Origin of the sequence: Deinococcus sp. KSM4-11 (assembly GCF_004801415.1) — a bacterium.
Lineage (GTDB): Bacteria > Deinococcota > Deinococci > Deinococcales > Deinococcaceae > Deinococcus.
In genome coordinates this window covers 50,202-73,213 of sequence record NZ_SSNX01000010.1, presented here as the reverse complement: position 1 = coordinate 73,213, position 23,012 = coordinate 50,202, and the positions used below count along the sequence as shown (strand labels likewise).

23 protein-coding genes are annotated in these 23,012 nt (G+C 66.2%); 11 read left to right on the top strand and 12 right to left on the bottom strand.

Annotated elements, in window-relative coordinates:
* Positions 1-88: 88 nt before the first annotated feature.
* Together E7T09_RS20260 and E7T09_RS20255 are read right to left on the bottom strand one after the other, a co-directional pair.
* Positions 89-2,407, bottom strand: a complete 2,319-nt coding sequence (locus E7T09_RS20260) for a bifunctional diguanylate cyclase/phosphodiesterase (protein WP_255578461.1) — start codon at positions 2,405-2,407, stop codon at positions 89-91.
* A 680-nt stretch (positions 2,408-3,087) separates the two neighbouring features.
* A complete protein-coding gene (locus E7T09_RS20255; RefSeq protein ID WP_136391023.1) occupies positions 3,088-3,465 on the bottom strand; it encodes a cupin domain-containing protein in 378 nt (125 codons plus the stop codon).
* A 72-nt stretch (positions 3,466-3,537) separates the two neighbouring features.
* Here E7T09_RS20255 and E7T09_RS20250 point away from each other — a divergent pair, with 72 nt between their 5' ends.
* Both E7T09_RS20250 and E7T09_RS20245 read left to right on the top strand, forming a co-directional pair.
* Complete coding sequence (locus E7T09_RS20250; RefSeq protein WP_240741913.1) at positions 3,538-4,014, top strand: MarR family winged helix-turn-helix transcriptional regulator; 477 nt, start codon at positions 3,538-3,540, stop codon at positions 4,012-4,014.
* A 675-nt stretch (positions 4,015-4,689) separates the two neighbouring features.
* Entirely contained in the window at positions 4,690-5,478 is a 789-nt protein-coding gene (locus E7T09_RS20245; RefSeq protein ID WP_136391022.1) for a hypothetical protein, read from the top strand.
* Between the two features lie 308 nt (positions 5,479-5,786).
* Here the strand turns inward: E7T09_RS20245 and E7T09_RS20240 are convergent, their stop codons facing one another.
* Both E7T09_RS20240 and E7T09_RS20235 read right to left on the bottom strand, forming a co-directional pair.
* Complete coding sequence (locus E7T09_RS20240) at positions 5,787-7,631, bottom strand: ATP-binding protein (RefSeq protein WP_136391021.1); 1,845 nt, start codon at positions 7,629-7,631, stop codon at positions 5,787-5,789.
* 117 nt (positions 7,632-7,748) lie between these two features.
* Positions 7,749-8,036, bottom strand: coding sequence for a hypothetical protein (locus tag E7T09_RS20235; RefSeq protein ID WP_136391020.1), 288 nt, complete (start codon positions 8,034-8,036; stop codon positions 7,749-7,751).
* A gap of 320 nt (positions 8,037-8,356) precedes the next feature.
* Here E7T09_RS20235 and E7T09_RS20230 point away from each other — a divergent pair, with 320 nt between their 5' ends.
* The 3 genes from E7T09_RS20230 to E7T09_RS20220 all read left to right on the top strand — a co-directional run bounded on the left by E7T09_RS20230 (position 8,357) and on the right by E7T09_RS20220 (position 11,630).
* Positions 8,357-9,865 (top strand): SulP family inorganic anion transporter, encoded by a 1,509-nt coding sequence (locus E7T09_RS20230; protein WP_136391019.1) that lies wholly within the window; start codon positions 8,357-8,359, stop codon positions 9,863-9,865.
* Positions 9,866-10,049: 184 nt separating this feature from the next.
* The gene (locus E7T09_RS20225; protein WP_136391018.1) at positions 10,050-11,327 is read left to right on the top strand and encodes a sodium:proton antiporter; all 1,278 of its coding nucleotides are present in this window, start codon (positions 10,050-10,052) and stop codon (positions 11,325-11,327) included.
* Positions 11,328-11,435: 108 nt separating this feature from the next.
* A complete protein-coding gene (locus E7T09_RS20220; protein ID WP_136391017.1) occupies positions 11,436-11,630 on the top strand; it encodes a hypothetical protein in 195 nt (64 codons plus the stop codon).
* 256 nt (positions 11,631-11,886) lie between these two features.
* Here E7T09_RS20220 and E7T09_RS20215 read toward each other — a convergent pair whose 3' ends face one another.
* Complete coding sequence (locus tag E7T09_RS20215) at positions 11,887-12,813, bottom strand: hypothetical protein (RefSeq protein ID WP_136391016.1); 927 nt, start codon at positions 12,811-12,813, stop codon at positions 11,887-11,889.
* A gap of 232 nt (positions 12,814-13,045) precedes the next feature.
* Here E7T09_RS20215 and E7T09_RS22130 point away from each other — a divergent pair, with 232 nt between their 5' ends.
* Entirely contained in the window at positions 13,046-13,582 is a 537-nt protein-coding gene (locus E7T09_RS22130; RefSeq protein WP_255578459.1) for a TetR/AcrR family transcriptional regulator, read from the top strand.
* A 236-nt stretch (positions 13,583-13,818) separates the two neighbouring features.
* Here the strand turns inward: E7T09_RS22130 and E7T09_RS20205 are convergent, their stop codons facing one another.
* The 3 genes from E7T09_RS20205 to E7T09_RS20195 all read right to left on the bottom strand — a co-directional run bounded on the left by E7T09_RS20205 (position 13,819) and on the right by E7T09_RS20195 (position 14,929).
* Complete coding sequence (locus E7T09_RS20205) at positions 13,819-14,022, bottom strand: hypothetical protein (RefSeq protein WP_136391015.1); 204 nt, start codon at positions 14,020-14,022, stop codon at positions 13,819-13,821.
* Between the two features lie 329 nt (positions 14,023-14,351).
* On the bottom strand, positions 14,352-14,708 hold the full coding sequence (locus tag E7T09_RS20200; RefSeq protein WP_205747059.1) for a DUF5615 family PIN-like protein: 357 nt from the start codon (positions 14,706-14,708) through the stop codon (positions 14,352-14,354).
* The gene (locus E7T09_RS20195) at positions 14,705-14,929 is read right to left on the bottom strand and encodes a DUF433 domain-containing protein (RefSeq protein WP_136391014.1); all 225 of its coding nucleotides are present in this window, start codon (positions 14,927-14,929) and stop codon (positions 14,705-14,707) included. The genes E7T09_RS20200 and E7T09_RS20195 overlap by 4 nt, the downstream gene beginning before the upstream one ends.
* Positions 14,930-15,079: 150 nt before the next feature.
* Between E7T09_RS20195 and E7T09_RS20190 the strand changes: the two genes are divergently transcribed.
* Entirely contained in the window at positions 15,080-15,517 is a 438-nt protein-coding gene (locus tag E7T09_RS20190) for a type II toxin-antitoxin system HigA family antitoxin (RefSeq protein WP_136391013.1), read from the top strand.
* A 152-nt stretch (positions 15,518-15,669) separates the two neighbouring features.
* On the opposite strand, the gene E7T09_RS20185 is transcribed toward E7T09_RS20190, so the two are convergent.
* Entirely contained in the window at positions 15,670-16,671 is a 1,002-nt protein-coding gene (locus tag E7T09_RS20185) for an IS110 family transposase (RefSeq protein ID WP_136391012.1), read from the bottom strand.
* A 295-nt stretch (positions 16,672-16,966) separates the two neighbouring features.
* A complete protein-coding gene (locus E7T09_RS22610; RefSeq protein WP_205747058.1) occupies positions 16,967-17,173 on the bottom strand; it encodes a helix-turn-helix transcriptional regulator in 207 nt (68 codons plus the stop codon).
* 93 nt (positions 17,174-17,266) lie between these two features.
* Between E7T09_RS22610 and E7T09_RS20175 the strand changes: the two genes are divergently transcribed.
* On the top strand, positions 17,267-18,007 hold the full coding sequence (locus tag E7T09_RS20175; protein WP_136391011.1) for a gamma-glutamyl-gamma-aminobutyrate hydrolase family protein: 741 nt from the start codon (positions 17,267-17,269) through the stop codon (positions 18,005-18,007).
* 550 nt (positions 18,008-18,557) lie between these two features.
* On the opposite strand, the gene E7T09_RS20165 is transcribed toward E7T09_RS20175, so the two are convergent.
* Both E7T09_RS20165 and E7T09_RS20160 read right to left on the bottom strand, forming a co-directional pair.
* A complete protein-coding gene (locus tag E7T09_RS20165; protein ID WP_136391010.1) occupies positions 18,558-19,637 on the bottom strand; it encodes a diguanylate cyclase in 1,080 nt (359 codons plus the stop codon).
* Positions 19,638-19,916: 279 nt separating this feature from the next.
* Complete coding sequence (locus E7T09_RS20160; protein ID WP_168734959.1) at positions 19,917-20,348, bottom strand: hypothetical protein; 432 nt, start codon at positions 20,346-20,348, stop codon at positions 19,917-19,919.
* A gap of 169 nt (positions 20,349-20,517) precedes the next feature.
* Between E7T09_RS20160 and E7T09_RS20155 the strand changes: the two genes are divergently transcribed.
* From E7T09_RS20155 to E7T09_RS20145, 3 genes are all read left to right on the top strand, one after another.
* On the top strand, positions 20,518-21,054 hold the full coding sequence (locus E7T09_RS20155) for a helix-turn-helix domain-containing protein (RefSeq protein WP_168734958.1): 537 nt from the start codon (positions 20,518-20,520) through the stop codon (positions 21,052-21,054).
* Between the two features lie 115 nt (positions 21,055-21,169).
* Positions 21,170-22,123, top strand: a complete 954-nt coding sequence (locus E7T09_RS20150; protein WP_136391007.1) for an ABC transporter permease — start codon at positions 21,170-21,172, stop codon at positions 22,121-22,123.
* On the top strand, positions 22,120-22,986 hold the full coding sequence (locus tag E7T09_RS20145; RefSeq protein WP_205747057.1) for an ABC transporter permease: 867 nt from the start codon (positions 22,120-22,122) through the stop codon (positions 22,984-22,986). Before E7T09_RS20150 ends, E7T09_RS20145 begins: the two co-directional genes overlap by 4 nt.
* Positions 22,987-23,012 lie beyond the last annotated feature (26 nt).

Here is a 23,012-nt window from a genome sequence, read left to right as displayed (position 1 = left end):
CCTGCTGTCAGCACGTGTGGCGGCTGGTCGGGGCCAGGATCTGACATCCACCCTGGCCGGGCATGGTGCGCAAGGGCACCTGACATCGTCATGAGTCCTGTGTCCTCCCGCTCAGTTCGAGTTGCGCCGGGGGGACAGGACGTCCCAACAGGTACCCCTGCACCTCATCACAACCCAGTGTGGCGGCCATCTCCAGCTGCTCCACCGTTTCGATGCCTTCAATCAACACCCGCGTGCCCAGGGAGTGTCCCAGGGCCACCATCGCCTGGACGATGCGCAGATCCCGCCCATTGCTCAACAGATTGCGGGTGAACGACCGATCGATCTTCAGAACGTGCACGTGGAAGTCACGGAGATGGGACAAGCTCGAATATCCCATCCCAAAGTCATCCAGGGCCAGCCGCACGCCGTGCTGTTGCAGGATCTCGAGGTGCTCAATGGCCGTGGTCGCGTCGAGCAGAATGGCACTTTCTGTGAGTTCGAGGTCAAGCTGGCTCGCCGCAATCTCCCCGACTTGAATGGCGTCCAGCACCTCCCGGACAAAGGTGTCCGTGCGGAACTGCTGCGCATCCACATTGACGGAGATGCGCAGTGGACGCTGATGCTGGCGACGCCACAGGCCCGCCTGGAGGCACGCCGTGCGCAGCACCCAACGGCCAAGCGGGATGATCAGACCGGTGCGTTCAGCGACGGGGAGGAAGGCGGCCGGCCCCAGCAGGCCGCGTGTGGGATGCTGCCACCGCACCAGCGCTTCGCAGCCGAGCACTTCCCGCGTCTGCAGGTCAATGAGCGGCTGGTAGTGCAGAACGAGTTCGCCCTCCGTCTCGAGGGCGCGCCGCAGACCCTGCTCGCATTCGAGGGCGGTGAGGCCGCTTTCCGGGGGAGGTTCAAACCACTGGAGGCTCCGGCCCGACTGCTTGGCGTGATACATGGCCTCGTCGGCCTGCTGGATGAGGGTGGCCAGATCCAATGAATCCAGCACCGTGTGGCCGTCGCTGGGACGGAGGGCTGCGACACTGACCCCGATGCTGAACGCCATCTGCAGGTCGTGGCCAGCGATCCGCACTGTCCGGTGCAGGCCGTCCAGCACCCCCCGGATCAGGGCGTCGTCCTGCCCCTTCACCCGGGCGGCAACCGCGAACTCATCGCCGCTCAGGCGGGCGACCACGGCCTGCAGATCCGGAACTGTCGTTGTCGAGTGTCGCAGCTGGCCGGCGACGCTCTTGAGGTAGGCGTCGCCGGCCAGGTGCCCATGGGCATCGTTGATGTGCTTGAGCCGGTCAATATCGATGAACAGCAACAGCAGCCGCTCGCCAGGGTGGGCGGCCCGCACCAGGGCGTCCACGGCAGGTTGGAATGCCACGCGGCTGGTGAGCCCCGTCAAGGTGTCATGCTCCACCTGGTACTGCAGCGCCGCCTGCTGGGTGCGGCGCTGCGCCTCCAGGATGCTGACCAGCAGGCTCACCAGGGAGAGGGTGGCGATCAGGAGCTGGTTGTCCCGCTGCTGCGATGGGCTCAGGTTCAGGTGCGCGAGGGTGACGATGATGCCGGCGTTCATCAGGAAGGTGCCCAGCGCGGAGAGCAGGAAGGTCGGGCGCAGGGACAACCACAGCAGGGGCAGGAAGTACAGGAAAGCGACGCGGAGTCCAGTGGTGGACTCGATGGTATAGACCCCGAGGACAGTCACGGCCACGACGAGCACGATCAGTCGCAACTCCAGCCCGTACCGCTGGAACCAGCCCTGGAACCTCGCCAGGACAGCATTGTCCCGTACTGCGTGATGGACACGCTCCAGACCCAGCAGGAGCACGGGGCCGAGGGTGATGATGCCGACCAGATCGCCGATCCACCAGTCCACGCACGGGGCCACCATGGGCGGCCCCATGAACGTACCGGTGAGATACAGGACGCTGACGTCCCCGAGGGCCGCAGCGGCACTGGAAGCTGCAACCACGAGCGTCAGGGTGGCCAGATCCTGGGGTAGGGCCAGTCCTTGCCGGTTCCGCCGCACGGTGTTAAGAACGGCCGCGCCGCCCGCATACGCCAGGATGCCAGGGACGGCTGCCAGAACGTTCGGCGCGTAGGAGGACGTCAGGACATTGCCGGCCACACTGGCCACCAGGGCCCACGGGGCCCAGCGCCAGCCACAGATGGCCAGGAAGGCAAAGGTCAGTCCAGACGGGAGATACCACAGCGACAGGGACGATGCCACGTTGAACAACGAGGCGACCCACTGCAGGACGAGTATCGCCATGAAGTAGGCCCCAGCCACGACCACGTGATGACGTGCTTCAGCTTGGGGGGCCACAAGGCTCCTGGCTGTCTGAAGTGATCTGAATCGGCATGCAGTGGCCTCGCGGTGGCGACTCCCGACACCAGTGTCGCTCCCGGGCACACACGGCACCATCAGGAATGAGGGGAGGCCCAGAAGGTAGCGTGAGGACGGCCACAGCGCCAACTGTTCAACCTCAAACGACCATCGGATGCTGGCGTACCCCTGATCACGGCCGACGGCTGGCCAGACCGCCATCGGCCCGGCCCTCGTGACCGGCATGGTCACCACCGCGTGGCTGCGCCGCACCGGTCTGCGCAGATATGACGGGCAGGTGATGGCCGGTATGCCCAAGGCGCGCCGTGGCGGCGCGCCGCCCTCGGGGGCTGATTCTCGGGCTCGTCTGAAGGCTTGCCAGCGTGTGGCCGATGCTCGTCGCTGGGGCCGCGGCCTCAGCAGTGACGTTCAGGAGCTCAACCGGGCGGAGCTCCTGAACGTCGCTGCTGGAGATCACCGAGCAGCTGGGGGAGGTCACCCGCCCGTGGCGTCCAGGTGCCGGCGGTCTGCTCGTAGGCGTACGCGATTCCACTCTCGGTCGTGATGGCCTGCGCCAACTGTTCACGGGCGCTTCATCGGTAGGGCCTTGACCAGCGACCTCATCCCGAACCCGAACGCACTTCCGCCGCTGGGCCATCCGGCACGGTCGGCAGGGCCCCGTGTCCGCGAGTCTCTCAGGCGGCCAGGATCGAAGACAGGGCAAGCAGTGTCATGTAGAGCTGTGCTGTCCTCCCTGCTTCACCCCAGCGCACGGGAGGTCATTTGATCCAGGGCGGACTGGCCTCCTCGCCGGTGTCCCGGAAAAACTGCATCCCAGCAGGCGAGATGATCAGCCACTCGGCGTCGACTGTCCCCGTGTTGTCCACCCGGTGCGGCGTCTGGGCCGGCACGATCAGCGTATCCCTGGGGAACAGGTCGATCCGCTCCTCACCGCTGCTGACGGTGACCTGGCCCGAGAGCAGCACCATGACTTCCTCGCGACTGTGGACGTGGGTGGGGTTGGAGCCGCCGGGGGTCTGACGCTGACGCACGACCGTGACCTCGGTGGCCCCGAGCCGGGGGGTGGCGAGGCTGGTGCCGTGGTTTCCGTTGGGTGTTTCGATGGCGTGGGTGGCTGCGGCGTGGATCGCGATCATGTGGGCCTCCGGGTCGTGGCCTGGGCACGACTGACGGTATAGTAACCCTACTTGTCCATTTAGACAAGGAGGATGACTATCTTGCGAGAGACCCCAGACGCCACCACCCTGGAACACGCCCGACAACAGCACATCGGCCGCCTCCTGCACCGTGCCGCCCGCGCCTACAACGTCCTGGCCCTCGAACAGCTCCACGCCCGGGGGCACACCGCCCTGAGCCTGGCCCACACGAACCTGCTCCCCCACCTGGAAACCGAGGGCACGCGGATCGTCACCATCGCCGAGCGCGCGGGCATGACCAAACAGGCCGCCGGACAACTGGTGGCCGAACTGGAATCCCACGGTTACGTCGAACGCCACCCCGACGCCGCAGATGGGCGGGCGACCCGGGTGCACTTTACGGCGGCAGGATGGCGCTACCTGCTGGACGCCCAGGAGGTCAAACGCGCGATTGAAGACCAGTACCGTGCTGCACTGGGACAGCCGCTGTGGGAGCAGGTGAATGCGGCGCTGCAGCAGCTGCTGGGCGATGTCCCCCCGCCCCACTGAGCTCTGCGGCCTGCCCGGCGCATTCGCAGGGTAGCTGGGAGTCACCCTGCCCCAGGATCGATGATCGGCACCCGGCACAGACCAGGACGGAGGATGCTGCAGCCTATAAGACTGAATCGCCAACCCCAAGCCCCCATCCCTTTACCTGCCTTCCCTGTCAGGCCGCACTGACGCAGAGTCCAGCACCCTGTCGGCCTGACTGACAGGCCTGCCCGTGACCCTCGCCCAACTCTCCCACTTCGTGCTCCCAGACAGCGGCGGGAACATCGAACTCCTCGACGACCGCTGTCCGGGCATCACTTGCCTCGTCCCCGGCGCGGGCGGTGACCCTCGCTTCACGCTGGAGGTCGACCTGCGGGGACAGTTGATTCGCACCGCTGGGAAGATGAGCACCCACGCCGCCAGACCCAATTCGGATGGAGTCCGGATCTGCATCCCGACCTCGATCTCACCGGAAAACGTCAGTTGGCGCGGGCAGGGGCACGCTGTGCCTGTGTGGGACACACCTGTGGAAGCGGTGGAGCCGTCCAGGCTCAGCATTGTGCACCGGTCGGATGACCTCCGGCACCAGGGCACGCCCCTTCACCCAACCCCCACCAAACGGCGGGAGGCACCCCCGCACTGCCCTAAGAAACGGCATTTTCCCTCCGCCAGCAGCCCACCCATACTTCGGGCATGTGGCTCCAGAAACAGGTCTTCGACATCACCGCGCCGGGCAGCGTCCTGTGCGCCACCTCGGCCAGCACCGGCGAGGTAGACCTGATCCTGACCCTGGCCGTCCACGCCTTTTTCCACGCGAACGCTGCCCTGTGGCGCTTTCAGGACGAGTACGCCACCGTCCTCGAGGCCGAGGGTGACCGCGTGACCTGGGAAGAACGCCTGGACGACCGGGCCCGCTGGCTCGCATTGCATGCCAGTCTCAGTGCGCAGACAAGCGCGCCCTGGGATCCGGCCTTGCACCGGCAGACCACCCGCCAGATGCGCGACGAGAAGTGGGAGGGCGGCCGCCTGCCACGCGCGTTCGTGCAGGCCTCCCTCCTGATGGCGGCCGAAAGCGTGCTGTCCAGCCTGGCGCAGGTGGGCACGTACCTGCGGATGATCGCGGTTCATCCGGAGGTGCCGCCACTCGCGCAACGCGAAGCGGGACGCTTCGATGCCGAGTGGCCACAGGTGCTGGCCGCCCGCAGCGCCGTGCTGCACCCGCAAGACCGGGTGCAGCACCTGCTGGCCCGGCGAACCTCCATGACCCTGCGGCCGTCCGACGCGATCCAGGCAGCGGTGGGGACGGGCAGCAGTCTGGTGGGTGGGTACCTGGATTTCACGGCCCTGGTGTTCACGGGGGCGGACGGCCGGGTGCACGGGCTGGATCTCACGAACCAGACCATGCAGGGGGTGCAGGGCATCGTGCAGGGGGTGCTCGACCGGTTCGCGTGGCAGGGCCCCGCCCTCGTCGAACCGAACTGAGGGGGCGTTGGCTGCACTGGTGCCACGGCAGGCTGAGGGGTGGGAAGACGGCGTGCAGTGGACAGCCTGGACATCAGGCTGTCCACTGATGGTTTACCCACTGAAGCGATCGCCGGCATCGGCAAAAGCCCCTGCTCGACCACTCCCGCTGGCAGACCCTCTGTTTGAACACATATCCTTCCTCGAGACTGCGTTTTTCCTGGAAGAGGGGCCCGCCGCAATCCGTGGGGCCACACCTCGACGAACCCCTGGGCATCGCTAACCAGGAGGTCGAGTGCGTGAGGAACGCATCACCTGCCCAGCACCTTCTAGATTGCCAGCGCCTTGGGCAGCGTGAAGCCGAACGTGGCGCCCCCCTCCTCATGTGTGTGGGCGAAGACGCGTCCGCCGTGCTTGAGGACGATCCGCCGCACGGTCGCCAGACCCACGCCGGTGCCCTGAAACGTCTGTTGGGAATGCAACCGCTGAAAGATCCCGAACAATTTCCCGGCATACCGGGAATCGAAGCCCACGCCATTGTCCCGCACGGCGATGATCCATTCGATGTCCGTCTCCTGCATGTGAAGGCGCACCACGGACGATTCACGGGTGCTGGAATATTTCACGGCGTTGCTCAGCAGGTTGGTCATGACCTGCTGGAGCAGCACCGGATCGGCCCAGACGACGCTGGTGGCGTCCACGTGCCACTCCACCGGATGCGCGGGAAACTCCAGCGCAGCATCCTCCCGCGCCTGCTTCACAATCGGCCCCAGGTCGACAGAAACAGGCCGGAAGCCCTCCCGGCCTGCGCGGGACAGGGTGAGCATGCCCTCGATCAAGCTCTCCATGCGCTGCGCCCCCTGCTGGATGATGTCCAGATGCCGCTCCACCTGCTCGTTCTGCTGGCGCCTAAGAGACCGCCGGGCCAGGTCGGCGAAGCCCGTGACGTGCCGGATGGGCGTGCGCAGGTCGTGGGACGCCGAGTACGTGAAGGCCTCCAGCTCCTCGTTCGCCGCAGTCAGGGACGCCGTGCGGGCGTCCAGGGTGTCGCGCTGCAGCTGCAGCTGCCGGGTCTGTGAAGCGCGTTCGAGGGCCAGCGCCAGGCTGCGGCCGACCGCCCGAATGACTGCCCGGTCACGGTCTGTCCAGTCATGTGCTTCCTGGGTGCCCGTGACCAGGAGACTGCAGGCCTCCCCAGAGACGAACAGTGGAAAAAAGGCCACCGCACCATATTTCTCCGTGGTGTCGACTCGATTCGCCTGGGCATCCCAGCCGTTCACGAACAGCCCATCCGGGGTGAGCAGCGCCCGCCGAAAATCGGGGGCCTCCTGGGATATCCCCGCGCTGATCTCGGCGGCCACGTCCGGGGTGATGTCCTTCGACCAGACCCGCGCCTTCCACAGGTCATCCTCGAGTTCGTAGTAGGCGACACTGACGGTTCCCAGTTGGGTTCTGACCACCTCAGTGGCCTGACGCGCCAGCGCCAGCACGTCGGTCTGAACCCCCACGGCGTCTGTAAACGCGGCAAAGGCCAGCAGGCCCTCACGCTCGTCTGCCAGTTCTCGGGTCTGGACGGCGCGTTCCAGGGCCAGACTCAGGCTCGTGACGATGGTGTCGAGCAGCGTTCGGTCGACCGTCGTCCAGGTGTACGCGTCATGCCGGCCCACCACCAGCACGCCCGTGACCCGTCCGCTCACCTCGACAGGAAAGGCCGCGCTGGCACGGATGATCCGCGCCGCCTGGACGGCCGCCGTGGTGCTCGGATCGTAGACGTTTTGGTAGAACCCCTGCCGCTGGTCAAAGGGCCGGTCGAGGTTGATCGTCGCGCCACGCGGCAGCCCACTGGCCAGACCGCGCAGCAGGGCGGGATCGCGAAAGGTGCCGCGATGGGAACGCAGCCACCATGTCCCACGGGACACTTCGTAGTAGGTGCAGATGGCGTCCGGCATCAGGTCGACCAGGATGTCCTGCGCGCGGCCGATCAATGGCAGCGGGGCCTGTTCCAGCGTGAGGTCGCGGGCCAGGGTGGCGAAGGCCTCCAGGGCGCGGCTGCGGATTTCCGCTTCCTGCTGCTGCACCAGGAGCCGTTCGTGGTCGGCGAGGGCGCGGTTGAGACGTTCGGTGAGATCCTGCACCTGCTGGGCCAGAGCAGGAGGAACCGGACGTTCAGGCATGGCCCGCAGACTATCGGAATCAGAGGACAAATTCAGTGCTGCGGGAGGGGTCAGGCTTCACCAAGAGGGCCCGCTGGGCCGAGGATGAACCAGGGAGGAATGGTCTTCGCGGTGCGATCAACCTGCCTGGTTCAGGAGCTGGTCGTAGCGCTGTTTGGCCACGCCGAGCACCCGCAGCCGTGCTGGCAGGGCTGCGGTGCCAGAGCTCACGCAGCACTGCTGAATATGGAGCAGGGCAAGGTAGACCGCCTCTCCTGGGTCAGGAAATGGAGAGCGATGGGCCAGGCAGAAGAGCATCCGGTGAAATACCTGGAGGCATGACCTCATGTCACGCGACAGCAGGAGGGCGGACAGGGCGGCTGCATCGGCATCCTGCTCTGTCCTGGGCCCGTACAGCTGGCTCACCGTTTCAGCGTCTCATGTGGGTGAGATGACACGTGTAAGGACTAGTGGTCGCATCCCCATCCTCTATATGGCATCTGCGCCGACGTTCAGGCGAGCTGACGGCGACACGCTCTCCCCATGGGGACTCGCACCCGCGGCCCGAATCCAGGACCCTGCTTGCCGCTCTGCCCCCGATACTGCATACTGTCCCGGCCGCGGGTGCGGCGTCCCGACCGAGTGACGCCCCCGACGATAACCCGACCACCGTCCTCCACAGGACGCGAGCCTGCCGCCCACCGCGGCAGACCCACCGGGTTGTCCCGGCACCCCACGAGGTGCACATGACCGCTATTCCCACTCCACCCCCCCGCTTCGATCTTGCCCAGTACCGCCGGGAATGGTTCGCCAACCCCCGCAAGGACGTCCTGGCCGGCATCGTCGTCGCGCTGGCGCTGATCCCCGAAGCCATCGCCTTCTCCATCATCGCCGGCGTCGACCCGCAGGTCGGCCTCTACGCGTCATTCATCATCGCCCTCGTGACTGCCTTCATCGGCGGGCGACCCGGCATGATCAGCGCCGCGACCGGCGCCATGGCCCTGCTGATGGTCGGGCTGGTCAAGGACCACGGTCTGGCCTACCTGTTCGCGGCCACCGTGCTGACCGGGCTGCTCCAGATCGTCTTCGGCTGGGCGAAGCTGGCCCGCTACCTCAAATTCGTGCCCCGCAGCGTGATGACCGGCTTCGTCAATGCCCTGGCCATCCTGATCTTCATGGCGCAGCTCCCGCAGTTCATCGGGGCGAACTGGCAGATGTACGCCATGGTCGCGGCCGGACTGGCCATCATCTACCTGCTGCCCCGCGTCTACAAGGCCATTCCCAGCGCCCTGGTCGCCATCGTCGCCTTGACGGTCGTGTCCGTGGTCACCGGCGCCGACGTGAAGACCGTCGGGGACATGGGGGCCCTTCCCACGGCCCTGCCGCCCTTCACCCTTCCGCAGGTGCCCTTCACGCTGGAGACCCTGGCGATCATCTTCCCGGTGGCGCTCACGCTGTCCATCGTCGGCCTGCTCGAAAGCCTGCTCACCGCGCAGCTGATCGATGAGCGCACCGATACCACCAGCGACAAGAACACCGAGTCCCGTGGCCAGGGCATCGCCAACGTCATCACCGGCTTCTTCGGCGGGATGGCAGGCTGCGCCATGATCGGGCAGAGCATGATCAACGTCACCAACGGCGGGCGGGGACGGCTGTCGACCTTCGTGGCCGGCCTGGGCCTGCTGATCCTGATCCTGGTGCTGCAACCGCTGCTGGTGCAGATTCCGATGGCGGCGCTGGTCGCGGTCATGATCGTCGTGAGTGTGAGCACCTTCGACTGGAGCAGCCTGCGGACGCTGACCGTGTTCCAGAGAGGCGAGAGCATCGTGATGCTGGCGACGGTCGGCGTCACAGTGCTGACCCACAACCTGAGCTTCGGGGTGCTGGTCGGCGTGGTGCTGAGCGCCCTGATGTTCGCGCGGAAGGTCTCCCAGCTCTCGCAGGTGAGTCATGCGGACGGCGCCGACGGCACCCGCACCTACCACGTGCGGGGCCAGCTGTTCTTCGTCAGCACGCACGACTTCCTGCACCAGTTCGAGTTCGGGCATCCCGCCCCACGGGTGGTCATCGACCTGCAAGACGCACATTTCTGGGATGGCTCGGCGGTCGGGGCGCTGGACAAGGTGATGCTCAAGTTCATGCGGCAGGGCGTCACCCCGGAGCTCGTCGGTCTGAATGAAGCCTCGGCCACCCTGATCGACCGGCTGGGAGTGCACGACAAACCTGGCGCCCTGGACCGCGCCGCCGGGCCTTGAGCTGAACCCGTGCCGGTGCGGTGGGATGTGGTCTGGAGCCCTGAACCGCTACACTGCATCCACAATCCTGCCCACGGGCGGGTACCGGCGACCATACGCCGACCTGGAGGAGCCTGCATGCAGGCTCCTCCGCTGCCTTGTCGGTGGCACCCTCCCGACCGCCCCTCACAGAAGGACGTTCCACATGTCACTGCTCGACCTTTCCGCCCTCCTGATTGTCGTCACCGGGGCATTGGCCTTTCTCAACAACCGCTTCCTGAAGCTGCCTCCATCGATCGGTGTGACGGCATTGGGCCTCGCCCTCAGCGTGCTGCTGCTGCTCCTGGTCGCCCTGAAGGTTCCCTTCGCCCAGACTGCCGTCGCCCTCGTGAAGGACATCCAGTTCGAGGACTTCGTCTTCCAGGGCGTCCTGTCCTTCCTGCTCTTCGCCGGTGCCCTCGGCGTCAACTCACGCGCCCTGTGGGCCTTACGGGGCCCTGTGCTCACCTTCGCCCTGCTGTCCACTGCCCTCTCGACCGCCCTGGTCGGTCTGGTGACCTTCGGTCTGGTGCGCCTGTTCGGCCTCGACATCCCCGTGGTGTACTGCCTGCTGTTCGGCGCCCTGATCTCCCCCACCGATCCGGTCTCGGTGCTGGGGGTGCTCAAGCGGGCCCAGGTGCCCCGGCGCATCGAGACCCTGGTCGCCGGCGAGTCCCTCTTCAACGACGGCGTCGGCGTCGTCGCCTTCGCCGTCATCGCCAGCGTGGCCACAGCGGCGGGCGCCCACGGCGCCGCCAGTGCCCCTGGCGTCGCGCTGTTCTTCGCGCAGGAGGCCCTGGGCGGCCTGCTGCTCGGCAGCGTCCTGGGCGTGGTCGGCTGGTGGGCCTTGCGGCACCTGGACGACTTCGTGGTGGAGGTGCTGATCACCCTGGGCGTCGTCGTCTCGTGCACCGCTGTCGCGGCGCACCTGCACACGTCGGCGCCGCTTGCGGCGGTGGCCGCCGGCCTGGTGATCGGCCTGCTCAATGACCGCGTGCCGGCCACCCTGACCTCGCACGAGAAGTTCGAGGGCTTCTGGGAGCTCACGGATGAATTGCTCAACATCGTGCTGTTCGTCCTGCTGGCCCTGAAGGTGGTGGCCTTGACCTTCAACGGCACAGCGCTGATCCTGGGGGTGCTGGCCGTGCCGCTCCTGCTGGCAGTCCGAGCGGTGAGCGTGGCGGTGCCGGTGTGGCTGCTCGGGGCGGGGCGGTTTCCACCCTTCACGCGGCGGCTGATGGTGTGGGGGGGCCTGCGCGGGGCGATCAGCGTGGCGCTGGCGTTCAGTGTGCCGGCGGGGCCGGAGCGGGAACTGTTCCTGGTGATGACCTACGTGATCGTGGTGTTCTCGGTACTGGTACAGGGCCTGACCATGGGCGGACTGGCGCGTCGGGCAGCGGGCGCCGAGACGTCCGACGCAGGCACAGCGGGGAGGACGCCGTGAACCGGAGCGGTCGTGCCGTCATCAGACCGCGGGCCACACCACACCCTGGTTCCCCACGGCGTCGAGGGGGTTATCGACGTCGGTGGGTGGGTCGACATGGAGGAAAGGATGATGTTGTGGGAGCCGATCACCTTGGCGGAGGTAAAGGAGGGGGATGTGGTGCGCGTGAACCAGATCGAGCTGATCACCGTGCAGCGCGTGGTGACGCGGGATGCCCTGCAGGTCACGGTGCTGGATCAACACGGACGCGAGCGGATCCTGCATCACAGCCACCACCTCACGCGTCAGGCATGGGCCCCCTGAGCACGCCTGCTGTGCTGGCGTGGCGCCAGAGGGTAAGCCCCACGCCAGCACAGCATTCGAAACGGCCCTCCATAAGCCGGAATGCGTTATTTCACTGCAGCGCTGTTGGGCACGGGTAAGGGCCGTGCAGTCACCTCTACCTCCCGGAAAGTAAGCACCCCCGCAGAAGCGGGGGTGCTGTCAACGGGCAAGAACACGATCACTGTGGGACTTCAACTACCGTGCGTTCCTGCAGTCAATCTGCTTTCACTCCCCCTTAGTGGCGTGTTGGATTCACGCTTGCAGCGGGCCGGTCAGCCCCCATCCCGCCGCCGAAGGTTGCGAAGCCCAGGATCAGCCCCAACGCCAGCAGGAACCCCCAGGCCGCCGTCGACGCCGCCTGACGGGCAATCCGTTCTGTCGCGGCCGCGGTATCCAGCGCCTGCTGCTTGAGATCCGCTGCCCGCTTGCTGATGGCCTGCGCCGTCTGCTGCGCCTGCGCCTGGCTCAGTCCCTGACGCTGCAATCGGCTCACCAGATCCTTCCCGGAGAGCGCCGACGTAATCGCATCCACGCGCTTGGTCACCAGTTGCCCGAGGTTGGTCAGATCCCCCAGGTTATTGCCGATGTCGGTGCTGGCCCGGCGGATGATCCCGCTGACAACCTTGGTGGCCGCCGTCGCCTGCTGGTCGGTGAGTTCCGGAGCACCGTCCGAGATCAACTGACCGATCTCCTGATCATCCAGACCCCCCAGGATGTTCTGCACCGGGTCGCTCTGCAACGCGCCGCTGTTGGCGGCGGCGGTACCAGCCACGGCCGCGCCGGACGCCGCCGTGCCAACCACTCCACCAACAACGTTGCTGGCCGTGCGGAAGCCCGCGGTCAAGGCGTTGCTCAGGACGAGGGTGGTGAGGAGCGCAAGCAGGCTACCGGTGACCAGGCCATTGAACCGGCCCTGGGCAGGCGTGAGGTATCCCGCCGCCCGGGCGGCCGTCAGTCCGGCCAGCCAACTTGACACGGCCACACTGATGGCCAACCAGATCACCGTAGCGATGGCCAGACTGCCGAACGAGTTGGCTCCTGCCCCGAAGACGACGCCCAGGGCGCTCAAGGCGAGTTGGGTGACAACGCCAACGGCGAGGCCAGCAACAACACCTGTCCAGTTGATGCGGGTGAGGATCGTACCGTTGTCGACAAGCGTCATGAGGATGCTCCCCATTTGGACAATGGGGAGGCAGGGTAATAAAGAAGAGTAAGCATGGTCATGGGACACTCCTGAGGGCGATTCGGTTTACTGAGAAGAAGCGGCGCTGGAATAACTCTGTGTTCAAACAGCACTGAATGAAAATGCTCCAGGCAGTCTGACGGGGGCTGGCTTGGGTCGTACATGCCAGGGTTTACCCGATCCTTTACAAATGAACTGAAGCTGAAGGTCATTGAATAAGGCAGGGGATGGTTGTGTTGCCTGGTACCACGCCCTGACCATGACCGACGTGGCAGCGCGGGCAGGGGTATCGAAAGCGACGCTGTATCGGCGGTGGACGGCGAAAGCAGATGTGGTGGCCGATGCCGTGGCCACGCTGAACCCCATGACCGCTCCTCGCTACCCCGGCACCTCGCTGCGGGACGATCTGCTCGCGTTGATGGTGCAGGTCGGCAACTGCGAGGGCCAGCCCGAGACCGTCACCGCGACGATGGAGATGGCGCGGTCGCACCCGGATCTGTACCGCACCCTGAGTGAGCGCTCCAGCACGTTCGTTCGGGCGGAGCTGAGCAGACTCGCGGGCCAGGCGGCGGCGGCGGGCCACGCGCCGCTGTCGGTGGTGGAGCTGGACGTCCTCAGTGAAACGGTCATCGCACTCCTGGCGCACGAGGGCGGACCGGCTGGGGGCTCGATCCCGCGCGAGCGGCTGATCCGGCTCGTTGACCATGTGCTGCTGGTCGTGCTGACGGGGACACGGGCCGCGCAGTAGAAGGCCCCCCGCCCGAGATCCGGCAGCTGGTCAGGCGCACCAGGCAGGCGCTGGGGCCCAAGCGCAGCGACCTCCGCCCAGCCCACACGTGGTGGTTGGAGGCGCGGGCGCGCCGGTAACCCTGGCCTGAAACGCAAGAAGGCGACCCGGAGGTCGCCTTTGATTTCTTCAAGATAGCGCGGTATGCAGGGAGCGTCAACTCATGCAGTCCGATGCTGAGCGGCGCTGCCCAGCGCTCAGTGCAGCTGGCAGTAGCGGGCCTTGACCTCTTTGACCACCATGCCCACAAACGCAATCAGGGTCGGGGCGCTGAACACGAAGCCCGCCTGCTGCTGAGCGAGAGTCAGGATGACCTGCCGGCTATCAACGTCCACGACGTCAAGGCGCGCATTGCCCACGCGGGTGCTTGACGTGCCGCTCAGGCCCTTCGAGTCGTCCACCGTGCCCTCCAGACGGATGGTAGCTTCCTCCACCTGGGATAAGACGCGTCGGTATAGGTGCGGAAGCCCTCACGCACCAGGGCGTCGTCCAGCGCTTCGGTGAAGTCCCAGCCATGGGCTGCACCGTGGTGGTACTGGATGGCGATGGCGACCACAGGTGTGGTGTTCGCGCCACACGGGGCGGGCTGAACCACCTGGTGCTGGGCATGGGCGGAAGCAGTGATGGTCAGCAGGGCAAGGGAAAGCAGTCGGCGCACTGGCCCAGGCTACGGCGTCGCAGCGCTGAAGTGACGGCCTAACCTTTCCCCCGACGGGGGCAGCAGCGGCCCTCAGGTCACGGCTTCGATTTGGTCCAGGTGCACCTGGATCAGCCGGTGCTGGGGCAGCAGGGCCACCACTCGGGGCCACTGCGCCTCCAGGAACAGCCGCATCTCTCTGGCGCGCAGGTTGCCGCAGTGCGGCTGCACCACCCACGGCGGCGGGCCGTCCTGCAGCAGCACCCGGTCGGTGAAGTCCGCGTCCTTGGTGACGATCACCAGGGCATGCTCGGCCGCATCCGTCCACAGCTCCAGGTCGGTGGGGTTCTCGCCCAGGTCACGGGCGTGCACCACCAGCACGTCTGCACCGAAGCCCGCCTTGAGGCGGGGCGACAGATTCTCGTCCAGCAGGAACCCGCGGGAGGTCAAGCAATCCGTTCCAGCGTGAACTGGTGCGCGAGGAGCCGCGACGAGTACGCCAGGCACGCCAGGATGTCCTCGCGGGTGAGGGTGGGGTACTCGTCCAGCACGTCGTCAACGGAGTTCCCAGCGGCGAGGAATTCCACGATGGTCTGGGCGGTGATGCGCGTGACGCGCACGGTGGGCCGCCCGTTGCAGATGTTGGAGTCGATCACAATGCGATCCAGCATGCCCCCAGGGTACGGCCTCACGCCCTGGCGCACCATGCCGGGAATACCCAATCGTCAAGCTGGACAGTTGGCCAACCATGGGCGCGCTACCCTGACCATCCAGCATCCACCCCCATGCAGGCCAGCTCCGCGCTGGTGTCGAGGAGAACCATGACCATCATGCCGGCCCCTGACCTTGAAGCCCTGGTCACCACGTGGACTGCCGCCGTCGAGGCCTCCCACGGCCTCCTGGCGGGTATCACCACCGAAACGCAGAATGAGCAGGCCCTCGCGTTGATCAACGTCCTGCTTGATCACGTGCACGAGCACCCCGAACTCGATCCCCTGCTCGACGTGGTCAGCTCCCTGGTCGAGGAGTACGAGACGGTGGCCTACCCACTGGACGGCGTGCCCACGCAGGATCTGCTGGCCTTCCTGATGGAGAACCGTGACCTGACGAGCGCCGCCCTCGCGGAGGCCACCCGTCTGGAGGTCAGCGAGATCGAGCGCCTGCTGGCGGGCGAGGACACGTGGACGCTCACCCACATGCGGACACTCGGGGTGTACTTCCACCTCCGTCCCAGTGTCTTCGTCCCCGAAGTGCACTGAGGGCCCACCCTTATTCGCAGGCCCGGCCAGGATGTAACACACGACCTGCAGGGTCGAAGTTACCAGCAGGCTTGTCGGCCCGAGCGGGAGTGACGCGCTCAGCGCCCCACAGCTCAGCGCAACCCACAAAATACTGTGTTGCTAGGGATCCGTCAAGCACCAGGTTGCAACGCTCGTGTATAGCCGGGGTCATACGCTTGGCCTGATTTTAAGACGGCGAAGCAGACTCGGATGATTTTGCGTGCCAGCGCAATGAGAGCCACTTTTTTCGGTTTCCCTGAGGCTGTGAGGCGGCGGTAGAAGTCGCCGAATGGAGTCGTCATTCGCGAGGCCGTCAGAGCCGAAAGATAGAATGTTCGTCGCAGACGAGCATTCCCAATCTTGGAGATCCTCGTCTTCCCGACGAAGTGCCCGGACTGGTGCGGCATCGGTGAAAGGCCAGCGTACGCAGCCCACTGATCCGCATGCTCCATCTGACCTAACGTCATGGTTTCGGTCAACAAGACCGACGCGGTAAGCAGGCCAATCCCCGGAACCGTTGACAGCAGTTCGACGTGTTGATGTAGACGCAGCGATGCCTTGATCAGCGTCCGGATTTCAGTATCCGCCTCGTCAAGTTGCTGTGCGAGAAATGCTTGACGGGCTTCGATCCACCTCAGCGCCACTGGACTCGACTGAAATTGATGCTCCATCGCGTGGTGGCGGCCTTTCTCGAGCGTGATCAGCTCAACGATACTCGCCCGGCCTCGCATCAGAGCACGCAATTCGACCAATTCTGTCTCTGGGGGCATCCAGCACGCTGGATGCATCGCAGCTCCATAGTGTGCAATCAATTCGGCGTCCAACACATCGGTTTTGCCGCGCTTCAGCAGGCTTTTGCCAAAAAACCTGATCTGTGCGGCATTGACGATGCTGACAACGTATCCGGCCTCGTGGAGGTACATCGCGATGGTTTCCCAGTACACGCTGGTCGATTCCATGACCACCTGGGTCTCCGCGACCACCGCACGCGACGTTCTCAGCCAGGCAACCAGCTGTCGGTGCCCTGCAGCGGTGTTCGGGAACGGTTTGACTTTTCCCTGGGATTCTCCTTTCTGGCTCCGCAGTGAGACATATAACTCGTCCTTTCCAACGTCGATTCCAAGCACAGCCATACAAACCCCCAGTGAGGATGGATGGTCACTGCCCTAATTCAATCGACGATATTTTGTGTGCAGGCTCGGACGCCTCGAATACTGTTGCGTCTGGTTGAAGGAGTCTCGGGCCGGCCAGGATTTAACACACGACCTTGCAGGGTCGAAGTTGCCAGCAGGCTTGTCGGCCCGAGTGGGAGTGACGCGCTCAGCGTCCCACGGCTCAGCGCAACACACAAAGTTGCCAGAACCCCCTACCTCAGCTGGCCTGTCCAACCCCAAATCAGCAACCACACGCCGCGCTCCTGTCTACCGTTCAGTCTGAAGCTGCAGGATGGCCCTGTCGGCCATACCGGCGGGGCGGGCGGCCCATCACCCGTTTGAACGCTGTGCTGAATGCCGCCTCAGACTCATACCCCAGCGACAGCGCGATGTCGGCCACGCTCTCCCCGCCAGCGGTGAGCCGGTTCGCTGCCAGCAGCATGCGCCACCTCGTCAGGTAGGCCAGCGGGGTCAGCCCCACGCCCGCTCTGAATATTCAGCAGGCCACCACATCGGGCCGCTGAGCATCTCGTTTTCAGAGGCTTGATACGGTGGCCTGCTCTATGCTCGGGCCATGCCCGCACGCCCCCTGATCGGCCTGAGCACCTCGCAGCCCACCGAGACGTCCGGGCTGGGCCGCCGCTTCAGCGGCACCTCCCAGAACTACGCCGAGGGCCTGGCGGTGGTCGGCGCCCTGCCCATCCAGCTTCCACCGCTGCCCGAACTGGCCGGCGAACACGCCCGCATCGTGGACGCCGTGCTGCTGACCGGCGGCGTGGACGTGCACCCCCGGCACTTCGGCGCCCACCCGGTGCGCGGCCTCGGCGAGGTGGATGAGGGACGCGACCGCTACGAGACCGAGCTGTACCGCGCGGCACGGACGCTGGGCAAACCGGTGTTCGGCATCTGCCGGGGCGTGCAGATGATCAACGTGCTGGAGGGCGGCACCCTGTGGCAGCATCTGCCGGACCACGCCAGATTCTGGGTGGATCACGCCCAGGTTGCCCGGCCACCCACCCTGGGCCACGAGGTGACCCTCGTTCCCGGCAGCGCCCTGCACGCCGCGCACGGAGAACGTGCCCTGGTGAACTCGTACCACCATCAGGGAATTGATGTCCTGGCACCCACGCTGCGCGCCGCAGCCCACGCTCCGGACGGACTGGTCGAGGCGGTCGAGGGCGACGGTCTGGTCGCGGTGCAGTGGCACCCGGAACTTCTGTTCGCGGCCCACCCTCACACCCTGAGCACCTTTCACGCGTTCATGGCCGTGTTGCACGATCGCCACGCAGTCCGGCCGACGCCATCCCACGGGTAGGCACCGTCGCCCCGCCCGGGGGCAAGTCCAGCAGGATCGCCAGGCCTGCCGCCACTCGTGGTGGGGGCGCATCGCCGCCCACACAGCCGAGCCCTTCCATGTCGAGCCACACCATGACGACGTCGTCACCTGCGGGGTACCTCTGCTGGCCCCGCACTGCAAAGGTCAGGCCACTGCCGTTCTCCATGCCACAGGTGAACACCCACCGAGACTCACGCGGCACTGGTGGGCGAAGCGCTCGCCCTCTACCGGGATCAGGTGGTCATCACCACCAAGTTCGCGAACGAGGACGACGCGGATGGAGGCCACGTAAGCCTGAATAGCCGTCCCGAACACATCCGGCAGGTCATCGAGGGCTTACTTCGACGCCTTCGTACATGCCACATCGACTGTACGACCAGCACCGCGTCGACCTCAACGTGCAATCGAAGACGTGGCCGGCACCTTGAGGAACCTGATTACAGCGTCGCTGATGCCGCCCCACTGGCCCTTGACCGCAGCCCAGATGGAGCGTCCCACGGATACATCCTCCTGGTGCCCGTGACTGCGGTCAGTTCAGGCTGGCCGGTGCGAGGTGGCTTGAGCCCGCGCTGATCACGGTGCGGTTGCGTCCCGCGGCCTTGGCCTGGTACAGCGCCCGATCCGCCTGCACCACCACGTCCAGCGGCGGTTCCTTCCCCATCAATGCCGCGCCCACACTCACCGTCACGTGCGACCACACGCTCAGCAGGGGGTCGCGTTCCACCGCCGCGCGCAGCCGCTCCGCCACCGCCGGCAGGTGGCTTGCCCCGACGTCCAGCAGAATGACCGCGAACTCCTCGCCCCCGTAGCGGTAGGCCCGGTCACCCCCACGCAGCTCGCCGCTCAGGCGCTGCGCGACCTCGCGCAGCGCGGCGTCCCCCACGGCGTGGCCGTGCGTGTCGTTCAGCGCCTTGAAGTGGTCGATGTCCACCATCACGACCGCGTCCATGGCCTGGAGGGTCAGCAGGTCGCGCTCGAACTGTCGGCGGTTGGCCACGTCCGTGAGCGCGTCCAGCAGCGCCTGGCCTTCGAGGGTGCTCAAAAGCCGCAGCGTCGTCAGCCGGGAATCGATGATCATCATGACCACCACGTACCCGGCCAGGCTTAGGAGCAGCACCGGCGCGTACGTCTGGGCGAACAGGGCCTGTCCCTGCGGCAACAGGAGCAGCCCCAGACCGTTGGGCAGCAGGGTCAGCAGGCTGCGGGTCACGCGCCGCCGCCAGCTGACTTCAAATCCCGGCAGGGGATCGAGACGGCGAACCACGCTGCCGAGGAGCAGCATGCTGATGGTGCTGAGCACCATGATGGGCGCCCCGGCACCGCCGAGGTGAAGGCGGTAGAGCATCAGGGGAAAGGCAACGACCATCCCAGCCACCGGCCCGCTGTGCAGCACGGTAAACACGACGGGCACGGCGCGCAGGTCGGCGAACACGCCTGGAACCACCGTGGCGGGGAATTGCATCAGCAGGAGGCCGCTGGCCGCCATCCCGGCATAACGCACCCAGAACCATGGCCCCCGGCCCTGCACGGGCCACCGGCGGTAGGTGAAGCTGAGTGTGAACGCGCAGGCGGTCAGGATGCACAGGTTGAGAAACAGCGTGGTGAGCATGGCCCCTCCCGGTGGTGGCCCCCAAAGGGTAGGGAGTCGGCCCTTACGGAATCGTTACCCCTGGTGAACGGGTGATCCCTTCACGGGCATGACTGCCGGTCCGGCCTGGCCGGTCACCGTGCCAGCGCGATGTGGCCAGCGGCGCTGACGACCAGGAGGGAGGCGCCCTACTCCGTCACGACCTCAGGCCGCCTGACCCGGTGGCTCGGCCGCAGGGCAGCCCCTTGGTTCCCGCCGCGCAGAGTGGCCCACACCCTGGGGATGATCTCCCACACTCCGTTATGCGTCTGACAACGTGAAGCCATATCCACCCTCCATCCAGAAGCCCCAGGAGAGGGGCTGGGTGAATGTGTTGCTGCCCTGCGGCCCGGTGAGATACACCGTCGCCTGAAACACGACACCCGCTTTGAACAGGGCGGATTTTCCCTGGATGCTGGCCTGAAGGGTCACCCTGTCCGCCATATCAGGGCCGATGAGCACCAGCTCGTGTCCGGGTTCCAGCGTCCGATCGATGGAAATCGTCACTGACAAGTCCTCACTGGAAAAATCGACCCGATCCACCGCGATTGGGGACGTTCCACGGTTCACCAAGGTCAGGTGGATGGCTGTGATACCTGGCCGTTCCTGATCGACCGTGCGTTCCATGCGGGTCAGCAGGAGATCACCATGTCGTTCGACCTCGTACACGCGCGTCTCGTCAGGGGAAGTCATACGTCAGCCTACGCCACGGCGTCTGAAGATTTCCCGTTCCAGACCGTTATCGCGAACAGTTGTCGGGCACCATCAACGGAACCAAAGACGTCACAGTCCAAGGTGGTTACCCTTGAACTGTGATCAGAATTATTCTGATAGGCTGCAAGCACCTCAACCAGGAGGGGTGATGCAGCTAGGTTCAAAGGTTCGCGCACGACGACGTCACCTCAGCCTCACCCTCAAGGACATCAGCGAACGCAGCGGCCTGTCCGTGCCGTACCTGTCGCAGATCGAGCGTCACCAGGCCAATCCCAGCATGACCTCGCTGGCTTCCATTGCCCGGGCACTGGGCGTCACCCTCACCTACTTCGTTCCCGAGGACGTCCCGCATTCCAGCGTCACCCGCCAGGGCTGCGGTAACGTCCTGCACCTGCGTGAACTGCCCTACCGGGTCGAGAGTCTGGCCGGCCAGGGCACAGACCTTCAACTCGAACCGCTGCTGATCAGCATCCATCCCGGCTTCACCTCAGACCTGAACAGCCACCTGGGCGAGGAGTTCATTCACGTGCTTCAGGGTCAACTGCGCCTGACACTCGGCACCGAACAGTTCGAGCTCGGGCCGGGCGACAGCGCCCACCACCCGAGCACCACGTCCCACACCTGGGCCAATCCGGGCTCCTCGGACACCCTGCTGCTGTGGGTTGGCACACCCCGCCTGCTGTGAAGCACCTGCTCCACCCCCTCGGAGGAACGATGCACCGGCCGACCGTCACCCCCCCTGCCCACTCCCGGGTCCTGCATGCAGGCCTTGTGCGGCGTATCGCATCACCGGAACAGCCGTGAGCCCCAGCTGGCTGCTGCGGCGCGTCCTGCTGGCCCTGCTCGCGGCCTTCGGCGTCAGCGTGCTCGTCTTCGTGCTCCTGCGGCTGGTGCCGGGCGACATCGTCACGCAATTGATCGGCCTGGAGGGCAATGTCAGCGCCGCGCAGCAGGCCGAGATGCGCCGGCTCTTCGGGCTGAACGAACCCATCTGGCTGCAGTTCACGCACTGGTTCTGGGCGCTGCTGCACGGCAACCTGGGGATCAGCCTGCGCACGGATCGCCCGGTCTTCCACGACCTGCTGATGCGCTTCCCGGTCACGCTTCAGCTCACCGGCCTGGCGCTGCTGTTCGCCGTGGTGATCGGCCTGCCGCTGGGCATCCTGGCCGCCCTGAGACGCGGCCGCTCGGCGGACTTGCTGTCGAGCACCTTCGTGCTGATCGGCCTGGCCGCGCCGGAATTCTGGCTGGCGATCCTGATGATCCTGCTGTTCAGCCTGAAGCTCGGCTGGTTCCCGCCGAACGGCTACGTGACCCCGGCCGAGTCCCTGGGCGGGAACCTCCGCAGCCTGTTCCTGCCCGCGCTGGCCCTGAGTTTCAGCCTCTCGGCCGCCACGACCCGGATCGTCCGGGCCAGCCTGCTCGACGTGCTCGGGCAGGATTACATCCGCACGGCCCGTGCCAAGGGCCTGACCGGCGGCGCCGTGGTCATCCGGCACGCGCTGCGCAACGCCCTGATTCCCGTGGTGACCGTCATCGGGCTTCAGGTGGGCAACCTGCTGGGCGGCGCGGTGATCATCGAGCAGCTCTTCGGCCTGCCCGGCGTCGGCCGGTACGCCCTGGAGGGCATCAACCTGCGCGACTACCCGGTGGTGCAGGGCGCGGTGCTGTGGATCGCGGTGAGCTACGTGCTGGTCAACGTGATCGTCGACGTGCTGTACGGCGTGATCGACCGCCGGGTGGCGTACTCGTGACGGCGGTGGCCGCCGTCCAGCCGCGCTCGCCCGCCCGGCGCGCCGCGCAGGTCTTCTTCCGCACGCCCAGCGGCGTCGCCGGCCTGATCCTGGTGCTGATCGTGGTGGTGGCGGCCCTGTTCGCGCCGCACCTCGCGCCGTACGATCCGGTGCAGTACCGGCCGATCGACCGGATGCAGGGGCCGTCGGCGCACCACTGGCTCGGCACCGACCTGTACGGCCGCGACCTGTTCTCCCGCGTGATCTTCGGCAGCCGCATCAGTCTGGCCGTCAGCATCCTGAGCGTCTCCCTGGCACTGCTGGTCGGCGGCACCCTGGGCGCGCTGGCCGGGTTCTACCTGAAGTGGGTGGACACGCTGATCATGCGCATCACCGACATCCTGCTGGCCTTCCCCGCCATCCTGCTGGCCATTGCGCTGCTGGCCTTCCTGGGCGGCGGCTTCTGGAATCTCACCATTGCCATCGCGGTCGCGTACATCGCTCCGTTCGCGCGGGTCGTCCGGGCGGCGGTGCTGCGCACCCGCGACACGATGTTCGTGGAGGCCAGCACCGCCCTCGGGGCGTCCGACACCCGGCTGCTGCTGCGGCATGTCCTGCCCAACGCGACCGGCCCGGTGCTCGTGGAAATCACCCTGCGTCTCGCCTACGCCATCCTCGGCGAGGCGGCCCTGAGCTTTCTCGGCCTGGGCACCCAGCCCCCGGCGCCCGCGTGGGGGCAGATGATCGCCGATGGCCGGCCTTTTCTCGAAACCAATCCCTGGATCTCGATCGCGCCTGGCCTGGCGATCATGGTCACCGTGCTCGGCTTCAACCTCCTCGGCGACGCGCTGCGTGACGCCCTGGATCCGCGCCTCACCCGCTGACGCCCCCCATTCACGTCACCCCTGCA